At 68.8% G+C, this 17,835-nt stretch carries 15 protein-coding genes and 1 pseudogene; 6 read left to right on the top strand and 10 right to left on the bottom strand.

From position 1 onward, the window contains the following. Positions 1-69: 69 nt before the first annotated feature. On the bottom strand, positions 70-708 hold the full coding sequence (locus ABDW31_RS14115) for a ChrR family anti-sigma-E factor (RefSeq protein ID WP_184719974.1): 639 nt from the start codon (positions 706-708) through the stop codon (positions 70-72). Then, entirely contained in the window at positions 705-1,259 is a 555-nt protein-coding gene (locus ABDW31_RS14120) for a sigma-70 family RNA polymerase sigma factor (protein WP_343699042.1), read from the bottom strand. The genes ABDW31_RS14115 and ABDW31_RS14120 overlap by 4 nt, the downstream gene beginning before the upstream one ends. Before the next feature lie 196 nt (positions 1,260-1,455). Between ABDW31_RS14120 and ABDW31_RS14125 the strand changes: the two genes are divergently transcribed. From ABDW31_RS14125 to ABDW31_RS14135, 3 genes are read left to right on the top strand one after another with little or no spacing between them, the layout of a single operon-like run. After that, a complete protein-coding gene (locus ABDW31_RS14125; RefSeq protein ID WP_184719970.1) occupies positions 1,456-2,781 on the top strand; it encodes an FAD-dependent oxidoreductase in 1,326 nt (441 codons plus the stop codon). Continuing rightward, positions 2,778-3,557 carry a DUF1365 family protein gene (locus ABDW31_RS14130; protein WP_184719968.1) on the top strand — a complete coding sequence of 260 codons (780 nt, stop codon included), beginning with the start codon at positions 2,778-2,780 and terminating at the stop codon, positions 3,555-3,557. Before ABDW31_RS14125 ends, ABDW31_RS14130 begins: the two co-directional genes overlap by 4 nt. Then, positions 3,554-4,783, top strand: coding sequence for a cyclopropane-fatty-acyl-phospholipid synthase family protein (locus tag ABDW31_RS14135; RefSeq protein WP_184719966.1), 1,230 nt, complete (start codon positions 3,554-3,556; stop codon positions 4,781-4,783). The genes ABDW31_RS14130 and ABDW31_RS14135 overlap by 4 nt, the downstream gene beginning before the upstream one ends. Positions 4,784-4,798: 15 nt before the next feature. Here the strand turns inward: ABDW31_RS14135 and ABDW31_RS14140 are convergent, their stop codons facing one another. Further along, entirely contained in the window at positions 4,799-5,200 is a 402-nt protein-coding gene (locus tag ABDW31_RS14140; RefSeq protein ID WP_184719964.1) for a DUF2177 family protein, read from the bottom strand. A 183-nt stretch (positions 5,201-5,383) separates the two neighbouring features. Here ABDW31_RS14140 and ABDW31_RS14145 point away from each other — a divergent pair, with 183 nt between their 5' ends. Further along, a complete protein-coding gene (locus tag ABDW31_RS14145; RefSeq protein WP_343699043.1) occupies positions 5,384-8,089 on the top strand; it encodes a hypothetical protein in 2,706 nt (901 codons plus the stop codon). Between the two features lie 50 nt (positions 8,090-8,139). Here ABDW31_RS14145 and ABDW31_RS14150 read toward each other — a convergent pair. From ABDW31_RS14150 to ABDW31_RS14170, 5 genes and pseudogenes are all read right to left on the bottom strand, one after another. Beyond that, a pseudogene (locus ABDW31_RS14150) lies at positions 8,140-9,969 on the bottom strand (TonB-dependent siderophore receptor); the annotation flags it as partial. Positions 9,970-9,984: 15 nt separating this feature from the next. Next, on the bottom strand, positions 9,985-10,251 hold the full coding sequence (locus tag ABDW31_RS14155) for a hypothetical protein (protein WP_343699044.1): 267 nt from the start codon (positions 10,249-10,251) through the stop codon (positions 9,985-9,987). A 198-nt stretch (positions 10,252-10,449) separates the two neighbouring features. Beyond that, complete coding sequence (locus tag ABDW31_RS14160) at positions 10,450-11,577, bottom strand: PepSY-associated TM helix domain-containing protein (protein WP_343699045.1); 1,128 nt, start codon at positions 11,575-11,577, stop codon at positions 10,450-10,452. A gap of 10 nt (positions 11,578-11,587) precedes the next feature. Then, positions 11,588-13,741 carry a TonB-dependent siderophore receptor gene (locus tag ABDW31_RS14165; RefSeq protein WP_343699046.1) on the bottom strand — a complete coding sequence of 718 codons (2,154 nt, stop codon included), beginning with the start codon at positions 13,739-13,741 and terminating at the stop codon, positions 11,588-11,590. 69 nt (positions 13,742-13,810) lie between these two features. Next, the gene (locus tag ABDW31_RS14170; protein ID WP_343699085.1) at positions 13,811-14,152 is read right to left on the bottom strand and encodes a hypothetical protein; all 342 of its coding nucleotides are present in this window, start codon (positions 14,150-14,152) and stop codon (positions 13,811-13,813) included. Between ABDW31_RS14170 and ABDW31_RS14175 the strand changes: the two genes are divergently transcribed. Then, complete coding sequence (locus ABDW31_RS14175; RefSeq protein WP_343699087.1) at positions 14,061-14,312, top strand: hypothetical protein; 252 nt, start codon at positions 14,061-14,063, stop codon at positions 14,310-14,312. The two genes, ABDW31_RS14170 and ABDW31_RS14175, sit on opposite strands and share 92 nt — an antisense overlap. A gap of 27 nt (positions 14,313-14,339) precedes the next feature. Beyond that, positions 14,340-14,960, top strand: a complete 621-nt coding sequence (cobO, locus tag ABDW31_RS14180; RefSeq protein WP_343699047.1) for a cob(I)yrinic acid a,c-diamide adenosyltransferase — start codon at positions 14,340-14,342, stop codon at positions 14,958-14,960. Here the strand turns inward: cobO and ABDW31_RS14185 are convergent. Both ABDW31_RS14185 and ABDW31_RS14190 read right to left on the bottom strand, forming a co-directional pair. Next, a complete protein-coding gene (locus ABDW31_RS14185; protein ID WP_343699048.1) occupies positions 14,957-15,661 on the bottom strand; it encodes a TonB family protein in 705 nt (234 codons plus the stop codon). The two genes, cobO and ABDW31_RS14185, sit on opposite strands and share 4 nt — an antisense overlap. A gap of 2 nt (positions 15,662-15,663) precedes the next feature. Further along, positions 15,664-17,826, bottom strand: coding sequence for a TonB-dependent receptor (locus ABDW31_RS14190; protein WP_343699049.1), 2,163 nt, complete (start codon positions 17,824-17,826; stop codon positions 15,664-15,666). Positions 17,827-17,835 lie beyond the last annotated feature (9 nt).

Genomic DNA, 17,835 nt, shown 5'->3' on the forward strand with positions numbered 1-17,835 from the left:
CCGGCGGGCCTGGACCCCCTTCAGGTTACCATGTCGGCATCGCGAAGCGCACACGCCCCGAGTCGAGAGCTACAGACGAACGAACGGCGCCAGCAGTCGTCCCAGGGGACCGGGCAGCATGATCTGCCCGTCCAGGGCGGCCACGCAAAGGCAGGCTTCCTTGGACACGACCTTGGGTTGGTGCGTCACATTGGGGTCGGCGTCCTCGAAGTCGCCGCGGGCGAAGACGCCGTCCTGGGTCTCGTAGGCCCCGTCAATGACGCAGGTCAGCTCGACGCCCTGATGGGTGTGGCGCGGCGTCGATTGGCCCGAGGCGATCTTCAGCAGGATGACCCGGCAGTCGCCGACCTTGGTGCCCAGCACGTCACGCACCCGCACGCCCGGACCCAGCCAGCGCCAAGGTCCCAGGGCGAAGCGGTCCAGCGGCGCGGGCAGGGCGGGATCCGCCGTCGCGGGGCGGCCGTCGTTCGCGGGAGCGATAGGAGCGTCCAGGCGGCTCAGCAGGGCGTCGCGCGCGTCCGCGTCGATCGGGCTGGGCGCCTGCTCCTCCAGCACCGCGCCGCCAACGGCGGTGGCCAGATCGGTCCAGGCCCGGGTCTCGGGACGCAGGCTCAGATGGGTGGCCACCACAATGGCTTCGGGGAAGCTGAGCGTGCCGGCGGCGTAGGCCAACAGCTGCTCCTCGCTGGGCTGGCGACGAAGGCTCATGCCGCGCTCCCCCGCTCGATGAACACGCGCAGCTTCATCATGCCAAACCGGATGCGCGCCTTGATCGTCCCCAGCGGGACGCCCAGCGCCTGAGAGATCTGGGTGTGGGTCTGTTCCTGGAAGAAGGCCATTTCGATTGCCTGGGCTTGGTCGGCGTTCAGCGTCCGCATCGCGGCGCGAACCTGTTCGGCGTCCTGAGCGCCGCTGAGGATGGCGTCCGGCTGAGCGGGCTCGTCGGCGCCGAAGCTGAAATCCAGATCGTAGAGCGAGGGCGACCCGCGCCGCAGGCTGTCGATGCGCAGATTGCGGGCGATCGTGAAGATCCAGGCCGCCGCCGAGGCGCGAGCGGGATCGAAGAGGTGCGCCTTGCGCCAGACCGCCAGCATCGTCTCCTGGGCCAGCTCCTCGGCCGCTGACGGACTGGCGCCGCCGCGGATCAGCAGCGCCTTCACGCGCGGCGCATAGTGATCGAACAGCGCCACGAACGCGGCGCGGTCGCGGTCCGCCGCGACCCGGATCACAAGGTCGTCGAGCGCGCGCGACGGGGTCACGGCGCGACGGTCTCCAGAGCCAGTTGGCAGGGCGCGAGTCGCATACATGTCCAGGATACGCCTTGGATCCTCGAACGGATCATAGGAGGTGGTGAGATTTTTTCGCCGGGCCAGGACGGTCGCCTCCATCCGATCGCGGCGCTGGCGCGTAACTGCTCTTGAACCTGCCGCTGGCGGGCGTGCGTTCGGAGTCTAGATGTCCCTGTCCCAAGTCGCCAGTTCCTCCCCGCCGCTGAAGATCGCGGTCGTCGGCTCCGGCGTGGCCGCGTTGTCCTGCGCCTGGCTGCTGTCCAGCCGTCACCGCGTCACGGTGTACGAGAAGGCTCCTCGTCTCGGCGGTCACTCCCACACGGTCGAGGCCGACAAGCGCGCCGTGGACACCGGGTTCATCTGCTTCAACGACGTGACCTATCCCAACCTCAAGGCGCTGTTCGAGCATCTGGCCGTGCCGACCCAGGCGACCGACATGTCGTTCGCGGTGTCGCTGGAGGAGGGCGGCTTCGAATACGCCGCGCCGGGCCTGTTCGCACAGCGCCGCAACGCTCTGCGGCCGCGGTTCTGGTCGATGCTGGGCGAGGTGTTGCGCTTCTACCGGCAGGCGCCGGCCGATCTGGCGGCGGTGGTCGATCCGGGCCTGACCCTGGGCGACTATCTGCGGCGCGAGGGCTTCAGCGACGCCTTCCGCGACGATCACCTGCTGCCGATGGCGGCGGCGATCTGGTCATCGCCGGCCAGCACCCTGCTGGACTATCCGGCCGAGGCCTTCATCCGGTTCTGCGACAACCACGGTCTGCTGAAACTGGTGGGCCGTCCCATCTGGCGCACGGTCGTCGGCGGCAGCCGTGTCTATGTCGAGCGCCTGGCCAGCGCCATCCAGGACATGCGCATCGGCTGCGGCGTCGCGGCGGTGCGCCGCACGCCGGGCGGCGTCGTGGTCTGCGACGAGGACGGCCGCGAAGAGCACTTCGACCACGTGGTGATCGGCGGCCATGCCGACCAGGCCCTGGCCATGCTGGCCGAGCCGACGGCGCTGGAGCGCGAGCTGCTGGGCGCGTTCGGCTACAGCCGCAACCACGCGGTGCTGCACACAGACGCCACGCTGATGCCGCGCCGCCGACGGGCCTGGGCCAGCTGGAACTACATCGGTTCCGACCAGGGCCTGTGCGTCACCTACTGGATGAACAAGCTCCAGGGCATCAAGGGTTCAGACCTGTTCGTCACCCTCAATCCGCCGCGTCCGCCGGCGGCGGGGAGCGTTCTGCGCGAGGAGATCTACGAGCACCCGATCTTCAACCCCGCCGCCATCCGGGCGCAGCGCCGGCTGTGGAGCCTGCAGGGCGAGGGCGGCGTCTGGTTCTGCGGGGCCCATTTCGGTGCGGGCTTCCATGAGGATGGCCTCCAGTCGGGCCTGGCGGTCGCCGAGCAGTTGGGCGGCGTGCGCCGGCCCTGGTCGGTCGCCGACGAGAGCGGCCGCATCTTTGTCACGCCGCCGGCGCTGGCGGGACTGGAGCGCGCCGCGTGAGCCAGGCCTCGGCCCTCTATCGAGGCGCTGTCGCTCACCGGCGTTTCCGGCCCAAGGCCCATCGTCTGCGCTACAGGGTCTTCTGGCTGCTGCTGGACCTGGCCGAGCTGGATGACCTGGACCGCCGGCTGAAACTCTTTTCGCGCAACCGCTTCAACCTGCTGTCCTTCCACGACGGCGACCATGGCGACGGCTCGGGAGCGCCGTTGCGTGCGCAAATCGAAGCTCGACTGGCCGCGGCCGGTGTCGATCTGCAAGGCGGCGCGGTACGCGTGCTCACCATGCCCCGGCTGCTGGGCTTCGTTTTCAATCCGATCAGCCTCTACTACTGCCACCGTCCCGACGGCGCCCTGGCGGCGATGGTCTATGAGGTGACGAGCACGTTCGGGCTGCGTCACGCCTATGTCGCGCCGGTCCGCGCCGAGGATCAGGCCGCCGGGATCATTCGCCAGCAGGCCGCCAAGGCGCTCTATGTGTCGCCGTTCATGGACATGGACATGCGCTACGCCTTCCGAGGGCGGGCGCCGGACGACGGGCTGGCGCTGACCATCGAAGGCCGCGACGCCGAGGGCGCATTGATCACCGCGACCCTGGCCGGTGAGCGGCGGGAGCTGAGCGATCCGCAGCTGCTGGCTGCCGCCGTTCACTTTCCGTTGCTGACGCTGAAAGTCGTGGCGGCAATCCACTGGGAAGCGTTGAAACTGTGGGCCAAGGGCGTGCCCCTGACCCGACAGCCGGCCGCAGGTCCCCTGACGACGAAGGTCCGAAAGTCATGAGCGATATTTCCGTTGAAATGCCCACCAACGGCGGGCCGGCCGCTCCGGCGATGTTCGATCTGGTGATGCGGCTGCTGTCGGCCAACTGGACCTGGGGCGAGCTGACCATCGTTGCGCCGAACGGCGCTCGCCGTTGTCTGGTCGGCCAGCAGCCTGGCCGCGCCGCCAGCCTGACCGTCCGCGATTTCCGCTTCGCCGGCCGCGTGCTGGCTAGCGGCGACATCGGCTTCGCCGAGGGCTTCATGGCCGGGGAGTGGGACAGTCCGGACCTGACGGCTCTGCTGGAGACGCTGGTCCAGAACTACGACCACATCCGCCGCCTGTTCGACGGCGGGCCGCTGATGAAAGCGGCCAATTGGGCGTTCCACCGCCTGCGACCCAACAGCAAGACCGGCGCGCGCCGCAACATCCACGCCCACTACGACCTGGGCAACGCGTTCTACGAGGCCTGGCTGGACGGCTCGATGACCTATTCGTCGGCTCGTTTCGAACACGCCGGGCAGACGCTGGAAGCCGCCCAGCGCGCCAAGTACGCCGCGCTGGCGCGTCTGATGGATCTGAAGGCCGGGCATTCGGTGGTGGAGATCGGCTGCGGCTGGGGCGGCTTCGCCCAGTTCGCCGCCGGCGAGGTGGGCGCGACCGTCACCGGCGTCACCATCTCGCGCGAGCAGCACGACTACGCCCGGCGGCGGATGTTCGAGGCGGGGCTGGCCGAGCGGGTCGATATCCGCCTGTGCGACTATCGTGACCTGGAGGGGCAATTCGACCGACTGGCCTCGATCGAGATGTTCGAAGCGGTGGGGCGGTCCTACTGGGGCGTCTATTTCGACAAGGTCCGCGACCTGCTGAAGCCCGGCGGTCGCGCCGGCCTGCAGGTGATCACCATCCAGGAGGCGCTGTTCGAGGAGTACGAGGCGCGCACGGACTTTATCCAGCGCTATGTCTTCCCCGGCGGGAGCCTGCCGTCCGAGGCGCGGCTAGCGCCGCTGATCCAGGCGCGCGGGCTGGCCTGGTCGGAGACCGAGCGCTTCGGCGGCGACTATGCCGACACCCTGGCCGCCTGGGCGCGCCGGTTCGAGGCGGCGTTCGAAGGCATCACGCGGCGGTCGCCGGGCTTCGACGCCCGCTTCGAGCGGCTGTGGCGGTTCTATCTGGCCTATTGCGAGGCCGGTTTCCGCTCGGGCCGGACCGACGTCATCCAGATGACGATCGACAAGCCGGCCTGAACGGGCGGCGCGCAGCTATCGCGCCGCGCGCAGGGCCGCATAGCCGGCGCAGGCGGCAGCCGTGGTCAACAGCGTCCCCCAGGCGATGTCGGCCACGGTGACGGCTGTGGACCAGGACCTCAGCGTCGCCTGGTTGGTCAGATCGTAGGTCGCATAGGCGCAGAAGCCGAACACGGCGGCGTTGAACACCAGCCGTCGCCAGCTGTCCTCGCGCGCGGCCGGCAGGATCGCCAGCAGCAAGATCCCGAAGAGATAGATCAGGTAGAAGGCGACAGCGGGCGGCAGGGCCGGCTTGTCGGCGATCAGCGCGCCCAGTCGCGGCTTGTAGAGCTTCGGGACCATGGTCGTCAGCCAGATGGCGTCCATGATCAGGAACACCACGCCGGAAGCTAGGTAGGCGAAGAGGTGGCCTTTCATCGGGCGGTCTCCTGGATGGGTTTTGGGGCAGCGCCCTGGAGCAAGACGATACGAGGCCGATGCGATCTTGGACGTGTCCGCGAGACCGTTGAACGCGACGACCTAGCCACCTAGCCTGCCGTCTTGAACGCGCGAACAGAACGGCGGATCGGGGAGGTTTTCTTGTCAGATGCAATCAAGGGGATGTCGGAGCCGTCCCGCCGCGCCTTTCTCGCGACCACCACCGCCGTGGCGGGCGTGGTCGCCGTCCAGCCGGCGATGGCTCTGCCGGCGGCCGCTTCCGCATCGACCGCGACGCCGCTGACCTGGCTGGACGGCCATGCGCCGCTGACGCCCAGCGGCGTGGCGTTCGGCGTGCCCTGGCCCCGTGGTGCGGTGAGCCGAAAGGCGCATGTGGTGGTGCGCGACGGGGCGGGGCGCCCGGTCGCCGCCCAGGCCTGGCCGATGGCCTACTGGCCGGACGGCTCGATCAAGTGGACCGGCCTGGCGCTGGCGGCGGACGCCCAAACCGAAGGTCTCAGCGTCTCGACTGCTTCCAGGCCCGGCCCGAAGCCGACGAAGGTGGTCACGGTGCGCGAAGAGGGCGCTTCTGTGATCGTCGACACCGGCGCGGTCGTCGCGCGGATCGAACGCTCGGGTGCGAACCTGATCGCATCCCTGTCGGTGGAGGGGCGCGAGGTCGCGCGAGACGGCCGTCTGATCGCCGTCCGCGAGGACCGTTCCAGCCTGGAGGCCGAAGGTGTCCGGCGTGACGTTCGCTACGTCGGCGACATCACCAACGTCACGGTCGAACAGTCCGGACCTGTCCGGGCGGTGGTCCGGATCGAGGGCCAACACCGCGCCCAGGGCGGGCCGGACCGCCGGTGGCTGCCGTTCGTCGTGCGGTTCTATTTCACCGCGGGGCTGGCCTCGATCCGGATGGTCCATTCTTTCGTATTCGACGGCGACCAGGCGACCGACTTCATCAAGGGGCTGGGCCTCCGCTTCTCCGTGCCGTTCCGCGAGGAGATCCAGAACCGCCACGTCCGCTTCGCCACCGGCGACCACAACCTGTTCTCGGAGCCGGTGATGCTGGCGCCGGGCTATCGGCCCAAGGCCATGGCCAACGCGGCGGCCTATGAGCGCGCACAGCTGCAGGGCGAGCGCATCCCGAACCTGGACGCCTTGCCGCCGACAGACCGCGCCAACCTGCTGGAGACGCCGACCTGGGACAGCTTCAAGCTCAATCAGCTGACCGCCGACAGCTGGGAGCTGACCAAGCGCACCAATGCGAAAAGCGCCTGGCTGCGGATCACCGGTGGTCGTCGGGCGCGGGGCTTTGCCTTCCTGGGCGACGTCTCGGGCGGCCTGGGCGTCAGCCTCAAGCGCTTCTGGCAGAAGTGCCCGGCCGGGTTCGAGGCGGTCGACGCCTCCAAGGCGGCCGGCGAGCTGAAGGTCTGGTTCTGGTCGCCCGACGCCCAGCCAATGGACCTTCGCCACTACGACACCGTCGGCCATGCCCTGGACGTGGTCTACGAGGACTATGAAGAAGGCCACGCCAACGCCTATGGCGCGGCCAATACCTCGGAACTGACCCTGTGGGCCACGGGGCGGACGCCCGATCCCGCGATCCTGGACGCCATGGCCGACACAGGGGCCTCGCCGCCGCTGCTGATCTGTCCGCCGGCCCGCTATCACCAGACCCAGACCCTGGGGCAATGGTCGCTGCCCAACACGCCGGTCCCGGGGCTGACCGAGGGGGATCTAGCCGCCGTCGAGACCCAGCTGGACCGGGCCTTCGCCTTCTTCACCGGGGAGATCGATCGCCGGGGCTGGTACGGCTTCTGGGACTTCGGCGACTTCAAGCGCACCTATGACCCGATCCGGCACCAGTGGATGTACGACATCGGCGGGCATGGCTGGAACGCCACCGAGCTGATGCCCAATGTCTGGCTGTGGTTCGCCTTCCTGCGCAGCGGCCGGGCCGACATCTTCCGGGCCGCCGAGGACATGACCCGCAACACGCTGGAGGTCGACGTCCACCACATCGGCCGCTTCGCCGGCCTGGGCTCGCGCCACAATGTCAGCCACTGGGGATGCGGGGCCAAGGAGGCGCGCATCAACATGGCCTTCATGAAGCGCTTCCACTACTATCTGACCACCGACGAGCGGACCGGCGATCTGATGCGCGAGCCGCTGGACGTGGTCGAGACCAGCCTGGCCAATGTGCCGCCGCTGCGGAAGGTCTCGCCGCGCCCCGACATTGTCCCGCCCAAGGCCTTCATCCGCATCGGCCCCGACTGGCTGACCCTGGCCAGCCACTGGATGGCCGAGTGGGAGCGGACGGGGGATACGAAGTACCGCGACTACCTGCTGACCGGCATGCGCGACATCGGCGCCATGCCCGAGCTGTTCGCCACCGAGGACGGCTACGCCTTCGATCCGGCCACCAAGCACCTGAAGGCGGCCGGCCAGCCGAACAAGCAGCCGGGACAGTTCATGTTCCTGTTCGCCGGCGACCAGGTCGCCCACGAGCTGATTTCACTGATCGACTGTCCCGAGTTCGCGCGCGCCTGGACCAGCCTGTGCGAGCGCTTCGTCGCCGAACGGCGGGTCAACTGGTACTTCGAGCCGCGCCTGACGGCCCAGGCGGCCATGACCACCGGGCGGCGCGACCTGCAGGACAAGGCGATCGCCCTCTATCGGGATCTGCTGAAGTTCGAGGGGCAGGACCGTTTCCTGGCCACGCCGATCCGGGTGGACGGTCCGACGGTGACGCAACCGGCCCTGGTCAATCCGGGAACCAGCACCTTCACCCCGGCCATCGCCACGCCAGAGATCTCGCAGTGGGCGATCAATCTGATGACCGCGCCCGAGCTGCTGCGACAGTTCAAGCCTCGCGCGGCCTGAGCTGATCAGAGCCATGCTTGGGAAGAGGGCCCAGGCATGGCGCGATAGGCTTAGAAATTGCGCGCGATGCTGGCCGTAATCACTCGGCGCGTGCCGTAGAAGCAGTTGGCGGCCGGCGAGCAGCTGGCGACATATTCCTTGTCGAACAGGTTCGAGGCGGTCACCGCCAGCTTCCAGTCGTTGACGTCGTAGTGGACGCTGGCGTCCCACAGGGTCACGGCGAGGTTCTTGTAGATGACCGGCGCGAAGGCCCCCAGCAGGTTGCCGGCCGTCTCGCTGGTGTAGCGCCCGCCGAAGCTGGCGCCGAAGCCGGCGAACGGACCGTTCTGGAAGGTGTAGTCGACCAGGGCCGAGACCTTGTGCTTGGGCGTCATCGGCAGGCGGTTGCCCAGGTCCGGACCGTTGCTCTTGGTCACCTCGGAGTCGGTGTAGGTATAGGAGGCGTTGAAGCTGACCCGCTCGTTGATGCGACCCACGACCTCGGCCTCGATGCCCTTGACCTCAACCTCGCCAGTCTGGATCGAGAAGCCGACATTGGCGGGGTCCGGGGTCGAGACGTTCTGCTGGGTCAGGTCGAAGGCGGCCAAGGTGGCGAACAGCTTGACGCCCGGCGGCAGGCCGCGCGCATCGAACTTCACGCCCGCCTCGTACTGCTCGCCCGTGGTCGGCTTGAACAGCGCGCCCGAGAAGGTCGAGCCGGCCACCGGCTGAAACGACTTCGAATAGGCGACGTACGGGACCAGGCCGTTGTCGAACAGATAGCTGAGGCCCGCGCGGTACGAGAACTCCTTGTCCTCGACCTTGGCGCCGGCGGCCATGCGGTTGGTGGTCTCGACCCAGTCGTGGCGGACGGCCAGGGTGGCGATCCACTTGTCCAGTTTGATCTGGTCTTGCAGGTAGAGGCCGGTCTGTTTCTGAAGCTGGTCGGAGAACACCACCAGCGGCGGGGCCTCGATCTTGAGACCCTGCACCGGGTTGAACAGGTCGGTGTTGGGCGAGCCGAACACGAAGGCGCTGCTGCCGATGTAGTCGTAGCGGCGGTAGTCCAGGCCCGCGACCAGGTCGTGGCGCAGGGCGCCGGTGTCGCCGCGGTACTTCACGCGCGTGTCGACGGCGAACACGTCGACGTCCTCACCGAACGAGAAGCTGTAGCGGCTGACCGTGCGGTTGTCGGCCAGCACCGAGCTGGCGAACAGGCCGCGGTCGTCGCTTTCGAGGTGCGTGACCTTCAGGTTCTGCTGGATCGACAGACCGTTGCCCAGCTTGTGCTCGACGTCGTAGCCGATCGCGCCGTGGTCGCGCTGGAAGCGGTTGTAGGTCTTCTCGCCCAGGTTGGTGTGCGACGAGGTGCGGCCCAGCGGGTTGGCCGTCAGGGTGCCCGAGATCGGCAGGAAGCCGCGGCTGTCGCCCCGGACGTCATCCGACTGGAAGTAGGACAGCAGGGTGATGCGGGTGGCGTCGGTCGGACGGAAGGTGAGGGCCGGGGCGATGTAGATGCGCTCGGCGTCGACGCCGTCGATCTGGCTGCCCTTGTCGCGATAGAGGCCGGTGAAGCGCGCCGCGGCGCTGTCGCCCAGCGGGCCGGTCACGTCGAGATTGAACTGCTTGTGGTCGAGATTGCCGGCCTGCACTTCGATCTCGCCGCCGAACGCGTCGCCCGGGCGGCGGCTGGTGATGTTGACGATGCCGCCGGGCGGCGTCGAACCATACAGCACCGACGAGGGGCCCTTCAGGACCTCGACCGACTCCGAGCCGTAGAGATCCAGGCCGGTGTTGCTGATCGAGCCGACGGCGGCTTGCAGGCCGTCGATATATTGCACCGGATTGAAGCCGCGCACGGTCAGCCAGTCGACGCGCTGGTCGGGGCCGTAGTTCTCGCCGGTGACGCCGGCGGTTTAGCGCACGATCTGACCCAGGGTGCTCCAATCCAGCAGGTCGATCTGGTCGCGGGGGATCACGGTCACCGACTGCGGCACCTCGACCAGCGGGGTCTGGCTCTTGCTGGCCGTGGTCTCGCCGTTGGGCACGTAGCGCGGGGCCGTGACCACCACCGCCTCGACCGACTCGTCCTCGGCCAGGGCCGGAGCCGCCGTCGCCAGGACGCCGATGCTGGCCGACATCAGGGCGACGAGACGGAGGTATGCGAAGGGGGTTTTGGGCACGGTGGCGGATCCTTGGTCACGAGGACGGGAGCGGCGGCGCGGGGCGCTTTCGCGCGCGAGCGAGCGATCTTACTTGAAACTAAGTCGCAACTACACCGGTGCATACTGCGCCGCAACGCCCGGTCCCGGGTTCGGGGAGAGGTGTTGCCGGAAGGACGCGGTCGGACGAACTGCAGCTCGCCCCAGATGCGTGCCTCGCTACGACGCCCGCCGGGCCGCTGCGCGTTTGCGCCAGCGCAGGAAGCCGGTGACGAACAGCACCGCCGGAACGAAGCCGATCAGGACGCCCAGGATCCGGGTCGCCAAACCGCCCACGGACGCGTCGTGCAGCGGCCGGATCCAGGCGTTCACCGCCGTCGAGGCCGAGCCTTGTCGCATGTCGTGAACAGCCAGAACCGCGCCGGAGTACTGGTCGACGAAGACGAAGCTGGTCGGGAAGCGCGTCGTCGGATCGTGCGGTACCCGCGCCCGGATCCGGAACACGCCATCTCCGGGACCGGGCACGTCGACCCACCGGACCTGGGCGTCAGGCAAGGCCGCGTGCGCCGCCGACAGGGCCTGCGCCACCGGGATCTGGACGCCGGTTTTGGCCGTCGATACGGGCGTGGGCACGGGCGTCATCGGCGCGACCAGCTTGCCCAGCAGCCAACCCTTCTCGGCGGGTAGCGCCAAGAGCGCGCCGGTCGCCGTCAGGATCAACAGCAGCGCCAGGCTGTAGAGGCCTGCCAGCTTGTGCAGGTCGTACAGCCGGCGGATCGGCGACGCCTGGCGCTTGTAGGCCAGGGCCTTGCGCCAGCTGCCCCTGGGCCACCAGACGATCAGGCCGGTGATCAAGAGCAGCAGCGACGCCACGCCGATCCAACCGACGACATAGTTGCCGGTGTCGCCCGCCAGCAGGTTGCGGTGCACGTCGTAGAGCCAGGTCATCAGGTAGTCGCCCCACCGGGCTTGGCGAACCACCTGCTGGCCATCGCGCGAGAACCAGACCATCAGCGGATCGACGCCATGGGAATGGCCGTGAGCGGATGACGGCGGGTAGTAGCGCGCCGGGATCGGGCCGGCCTGGCCGGTGACCTCGAACGACCACTTTCCGCTCGCTTCGGGCCAGCGGGCCCTGGCGGTCCGCAGGGCCTGGTCCCAGACGGGCGAGTTCCAGTCTGGCGCGGGTCCGGCCGACACGGTGCGAGCTGCCGGGTTCAGCAGCGCGTCGATCTCGACATAGAAGACCAGCGCCGATCCGGTGAAGGCCAGCACCAGGAACGGCAGTCCCAAGGCCAGGCCCAGCCACAGGTGAACCTGGCGCAGAAGCGAGCGGAAAGGGGCCATCGGCGCGGCCCTAGAACTTGCGCGACAGCGACAGCTCGACGCTGCGCGGTTCGCCCAGGAAGACCAGGTACGAGGAATAGCCGGACCAGTCGGCATAAAGCTTGTTGGTCAGGTTACGCCCGCGCAGGGTCAGGGTCCCGAACGGCGCCCGCCAAGCGATCGAGGCGTCCAACACCGTGAAGGCCGCCACCTTGGTCGTGTTGGCGTTGGCGGTGAAGAAGTCGCCGTTGTGGCGCACCGCGCCGGTCAAGGTCAGCGGCAGGGTCTGCGGCGTGTAGGTCACGGCCAGGTCCACCAGATTCTGGGGCACGTTGGGCGGGCGCTTGCCAGAGCGGTCGACGCCGCCGGCTTCGATCAGCTTGTCGAACTTGGCGTCCAGCACCGTGGCGCCCAGTTCGACCCGCAGCGCCTGGGTGAGGTTCCAGTCCAGCGCGAGCTCTACGCCCTTCGAGGCCTGGCTGCCGCCCTGGACGGTCTGAGCGGGATTGACCGGATCGCGGGTCAGGACGTCGTCCTGGCGGATGTCGAACGCCGAGGCGGTCAGCTGCATCCGGTCGTTCAGCAGCAGGGTCTTGATCCCGGCCTCGTAGGACCGGCCCATGCTGATGTCGAACGTGGCGTTGGCCGCGCTCATGAACAGCAGGCCGCTGATCGGCGTCGCGGCGCGGCTGTACTGGGCATAGAGCTGGGTCTTGGGGCGCAGGTCGTAGACGGTGCCGGCCCGCCAGGAGATGGGATGGTAGTCCTGGGCGTAGGTCGTGGCCACGCCGCTGGTGACGTTCAACACCCGGCGGTCCAGCTTGATGTCGTCCAGACGCGCGCCGACCGCCAGCAGCAGGCGGGGCGTCAGGTTGAGGGCGTCCTCAACAAAGACGGCCTTCGCGGTCACGTCGGCCCAGGCGTTCTGGCGCGTCGCGAAGTTCGCTGACGTGTCGGCCAGGAAGCGTCCCCGCACCGGCGCGAACGGATCGACCGATGGGGCCGCGCCGAACCGGCGGACGGTGAAGAAGTCCGTTCCGCTGATCTCCGCCCCCAGGGTGAAGCGGTTGCGGCGTCCCACCAACGTCCCGTCATAGGCGGCATGGACGCGCTGGTTCCAGATCTGATGGTCGTGGCTGATCAGCGAGGTGGCGCGGTCCAGCCGGCCGGTCGCGCGGTTGAAGCTGTAGTCGTCGGAGCCTCGCCACAGGCGCTCGGCGTCATACCAGCTGGTGTCGCTGACCAGGGTCCAGCGGTCGTTCAGGCGATAGTCGGCCCGGGCGCGCAGCCACAGCGACTGGGAGTTCATCAGGCTGTCTTCGACGTCGTAGTTCGCAAAGCGCAGCGTCTTGTCCAGCACCAGGCCGGCCGAGCCGGAGACCAGGCTGCTGGGGTCCCGCGCCGCGCCGGCCGCCACCAGGGGCGTGCCGTAGTAGGGGCCTGAGAACCGGTCCTCATAGTAGTCCGCCGACACCGTGACGGAGAGGCGATCATTGGGCTGCAGCAGCAGCGCCAGATTGGCCCCGAAGGCCCGGGAGCCGGTGTCCTCGACCCAGCCGTCGGCGCGCGAATAGACGATGTCGCCGCGCACAGCGGCCTTGTCGCCCAGCGGGGCGTTGAGGTCGCCCGCCAGGCGATAGGCGCCCCGGCTGCCGGCGCTGGCGAACACCTCGCCGACGCGCTTGTCCAGCGTCGGGCGGCGCGGCACGAAGTTGATCGCGCCGGCCAGGGCGCCTTCGCCGGAGGTGACGGAGGCCGGGCCCTTGATGACCTCGATGCGCTCAAACGCCCAGGCGTCCCAGTTGCGAACGGCCACGTCGGAATTGGCCATGCGCACACCGTCGTAGAGATAGTTCACGGCGCGGTGGAAGCCGCGCATCGACACCGATCCGACCGAGCCGGGCAGGTTGCCCGAGGCGACGCCGGGCGCGGCGTTCATGGCTTCGATGGCGGTGCGCAGGCCTTGGACCTGGAAGTCCTGCTGGGTGAGGACATCGATGGTGGCCGGCGTTTCACGCTCGGTCAGGCCCAGGCGGCCGGTGACCTCAGCCTTGGTGTTGAACGGTCGGGCGGTGACCATGACGCCATCAACGGCGGAGGTCTGATCGTCGAGGGTCTCGGCGTGAGCGGCCACGGAAAGACCCGCGCCAATGAGGGCGCTGGTCGCAAGCAGAACGGATTTCATCTGTGGGATCCTTCGACGCGCGCGGCGTCGCAAGCTGAACTGAGGGTTAGGCGCGGGGGCGCCTTGCGGTCAGGTCAGCTGGATCGGTGGTCCACGGGCGGGCAGGGGCGGGCCGGACACGCCGCGGCCGGGCGTGACGCTGGCCACGATGGTCGGCGCATCGCTCTCGATCGCGACGAATGCGACCTCCAGCACCGAAGCGACGACAGGGGGCGGCGCGGCCAGGGCGTTAGCGGCGAAGAGGCAGGGCGCTTCAGGCTTCGCCGGCGCGGTCTTGTCGTCGTGCTGCGACAGTGGCGCGCCGGGTGCGATGCTGAGCATGCCTTCGCCGGTGCAGAGCACGATCGGGAAAGGCAACTCGTTGCGCGGCCCGCTCGCGACCATCATCCCCGGCGGGATCAGCACCTTCATGGCGATCGCAAGCACCGCCAACGTCAGACAGACGTGGCGCGCCAAGCGATCCGGGATGGAGAGTCGGCTGGTCACGCGGCTGGCCTATCTCAAGCGCCGGGCCTTGTCATGCGTGTCGCTCAACCTGCGCGGCTTGACCGCTCGCCCCGGCGCGGCCTAACCCCGACGCGACTGGAGGCAAGCCACCATGACCGACACCGTCGACGACGCCGAGCTGAACGCTCGCCACAAGGCCAAGATGGCCAAGATCCAGACGGCTCGGGCCAAGATGATGGCCGAGCGGCAGGTCGAAAAGGGTCTGCTGATCGTCCACACCGGCGCGGGCAAGGGCAAGACCACCGCGGCGCTGGGCATGGTCTGTCGCGCCATCGGCCACGGCCAGACGGTGGCGGTGATCCAGTTCGTGAAGGGCGCGCTGCAGACCGGCGAGAAGGTGGTGTTCGACGCCTTTGCGGATCAGGTCGAGTTCCGGCCGATGGGCGAAGGCTTCACCTGGGACACCCAGGACCGCGCCCGCGATATCGCCGTGGCCCGCGAGGCCTGGGAAGTGGTCAAGGCCCGCATCGCCGATCCGGAGATCGACATGGTGGTGGCCGACGAGCTGAACATCGTGCTGCGCTACGAATATCTGCCGGTGGACGAGGTGGTCGAGGCGATCGTCGCCCGGCCCGAGGGCAAGCACGTCATCGTCACCGGTCGCAACGCGCCCCAGGCCCTGATCGACGCCGCCGACCTCGTCACCGAGATGGCCGTGGTCAAGCATCCGTTCCGCAGCGGCGTGAAGGCTCAGGCTGGCATCGAGTTCTAGCCGAACTGGAACCGGATCTGGAACCGCGTGGCGGCGTCGACGCCGGCTGGCGGCTTGGGAAATGGTCCCGCGCGCTTGACGGTGTCCAGGGCCAGGCGGTCCAGCATCGGATCGCCGCTGGTGCGGACGATCTCGATATCGCACGGCGCGCCGTTGGCCATCAGATGGAAGCCGATCATCGCTCCGCCGGTCAGACGTGCGCCCGGCGGACGGCGCGCCATGATCATCCGCCAGACCTGTTCCTGATAGGCCTTTAGGGCCGTGTCCTCGGTCGGGGGCGGAGCCTTGGCGGCGACGGGGGCCGCCGCTGGCGTCACGAACGATGCGGGCATCGGCGTTGGCGCGATCCGATCGTCGAGCGCCGGGGCGCTGGCCTGGACCGGCGCCGCCGCCGTGGTAGTCTCGGCCTTGGCCAGCTTGGCGGGCTTGGGTTCATCCGCCGGCCGGGGATCGCGCTGCGCCTTGGCTGCGGGCGAGGGCGCGGGCCGCAGCGGGACGGGCGGCGGCATGACCAGGTCGGGCGAGACCAGGGTCACGACGATGTCCGGCGCGGCCGGAGCCAGCGGCGGGGGCGAGCGCTCGAAGGTCACCAGGGCCAGCTGCGCCGCCACAATGCCGCACGAGGACACAAAGGCGGCGCCCTTGGGCAACAGCACCCGCCGGCACCAGCGCTCCGTGGCGAGGAGAGCCGCAGCGTTCATGGTCAGAACCTCGCGCTCAGGCCGATGTCGATCGAGCGGCCGCGACCGGGCGTCTGGCGCAGCAGGCCGTTCGCGCCATAGTCGCCTAACGAGACCCCGCCCAGCGGCAGGGCGTAGCTGCGGTTGGCCAGGTTCTCGACGCCCAGGCTGAGCTTGATCGTTTTCCACTGGTAGGCCGTGCGGACGTTCAGCAGTTGGTAGGCGGCGGTCTTGCGTTCGTTGCGGGTGGCGTCAACGCGGTCCTTGTCGGCGACCAGTTCCAACTCGACCTCGCTGGTCCAGGGACCCTTGGCGTGCTCCAGGCTCAGGCGACCGTTCAGCGGAGCCTGGCGGTAGAGCGAGCCGCCGTCGGTGCGGTTTTCGCCACGCAGGGCGCTGACCACGCCCTTGGCGCGCAGCTGGCCCCAGGCCTCGCTGGACCACAGGCCGGTCTCGCCCGAGACGTCGACGCCGTAGAGGCGGGCGTCGACATTGGCGAACTGCAGCTGCACGAAGCCGCTGGGCTGGCCCATCATGTTGGTCAGGTCGGCGATCTTGCGGGCGTCGATATAGTCGTCGACCCGGGTGAAGAACGGCTCGACCTTTAGCCGCCAGCCTTGCTCGACGCCGCCGGAGAACTGCGCGGCGGCGCTGAACGTGTCGGCCTTCTCGGGCGTCAGGTTCAGGTTGCCGACATAGCCGTTGCCGTCGCCGTACCAGCCGATCATCTGGCTGGACATCGCCCCGCGGCCCCAGGCGTACAACTGGTAGAGGTTGGGCGACTGCACCTTGCGGGCATAGCCCAGCTCCAGGACCACGCCCGGCTGCGGCGCATAGCGGAGCAGGGCGGTGGCGGCCCAGTTGCTGTCGTCGTGCTTGCGGTCGGCGGCGTTGAACGCAGCCGCAGCCATGGCGTCCTTCATGCTCATCATGCTGGTGGAATAGGGCTGCACCGCGCCGGTGTTCATCGACACCGCGTCGTGGCGAAGGCCCACCACGGAGGTCAGCTTGTCGGTCCAGCGCGAGTCCAGCTCGGCGAAGACGCCGAAGCGGTCGCGGTGACCGTCATTGACGTTCAGATAGGTGTTGGGGCCCATCATCATGCTGCCCGCCACCGCCGGCCAGACGTCGTTCAGGCCCTGGTGGTGGAACTCGCTGCCGACCCGCAGGGTCTGGCGCGCGTCCAGGACGATGTCGGCCTTTGCGATGACGCCGTTGGACTTAACGGTGGTGTTCATCGGCATGCCGCCGTCGGCGTCGCCGCCCTTGTCGTCCAGGAAGTTCATCTTGTGGCGGACGTCGCGGTGATAGGCCGTCACGTCTGCCGAGCCCCAGCCGAACACGCCCTGATAGCGGCCGGTGACCGACCAGGACTGGTTGTAGGTCATGTCCATCCACTGGTTGGGGAAGCCCTCGTAGGGCGAGTAGTCCAGGGTGGTCTTGACGGTGAACAGGCCCACGCCCGTGCGGCGGGCCAGGGACAGGGCATGGCCGGTCTTGGCGTATTCGGTGGAGCGCACGCGGCCATCGCCCGAACCGCCCTGGTAGTTGCGGGCCTTGGCGACCGAGCCGGCATAGCTGGCGCTCCAGAGGTCGTTGGCCCAGGTCGCCTGCACCGCACCGCCGACGGCGTCGTCATTGCTGCGGTAGAAGCTGGAGGCCTCACCGGTGACCAGGGTCTTGCCGGGCTCGGCGAAGCGCGGATCGGCGGTGCGGGCGGCGATGACGCCGCCGATGTTGTCGCCGCCCAGGCTGACGGGCGCGACGCCTTTCATGACCAGCACCGACTGCAGGGTCTGCGGGTCCACATAGGACAGCGGCGGGTTCATGAAGTTGGGGCAGGCCATGTCGACCGGCGCGCCGTCGATGGTCACGACGATGCGGTCCTCGCCCAGGCCCCGGATCGCCGGCAGGCTGGAGAAGCCGCCGGCCCCCTGGGCCGCGACGCCGGGGACGGCTCGCAGGATCTCGGCGACGTCGCTGGATGCGGTGTGGCGGTGCTTCAGCGTGTGTGTCACCGTCTGGCTGGAAAGGCTGCCGCCGTTGTTCAATGGCTCGGCCGGCGCGGCGGCGACGTCCACGTCGCGCAGCTGCAGCGTGGTTTGGGCCATGGCCGAGCTGGCGGTCAAGGCGAAGGCGATGGCGAGCCAGGAGGAAGAAGCGGCGAGGGCGGCGATGCGGATCATGGTGACACC

This window comes from Caulobacter sp., assembly GCF_039596335.1.
GTDB lineage: Bacteria > Pseudomonadota > Alphaproteobacteria > Caulobacterales > Caulobacteraceae > Caulobacter.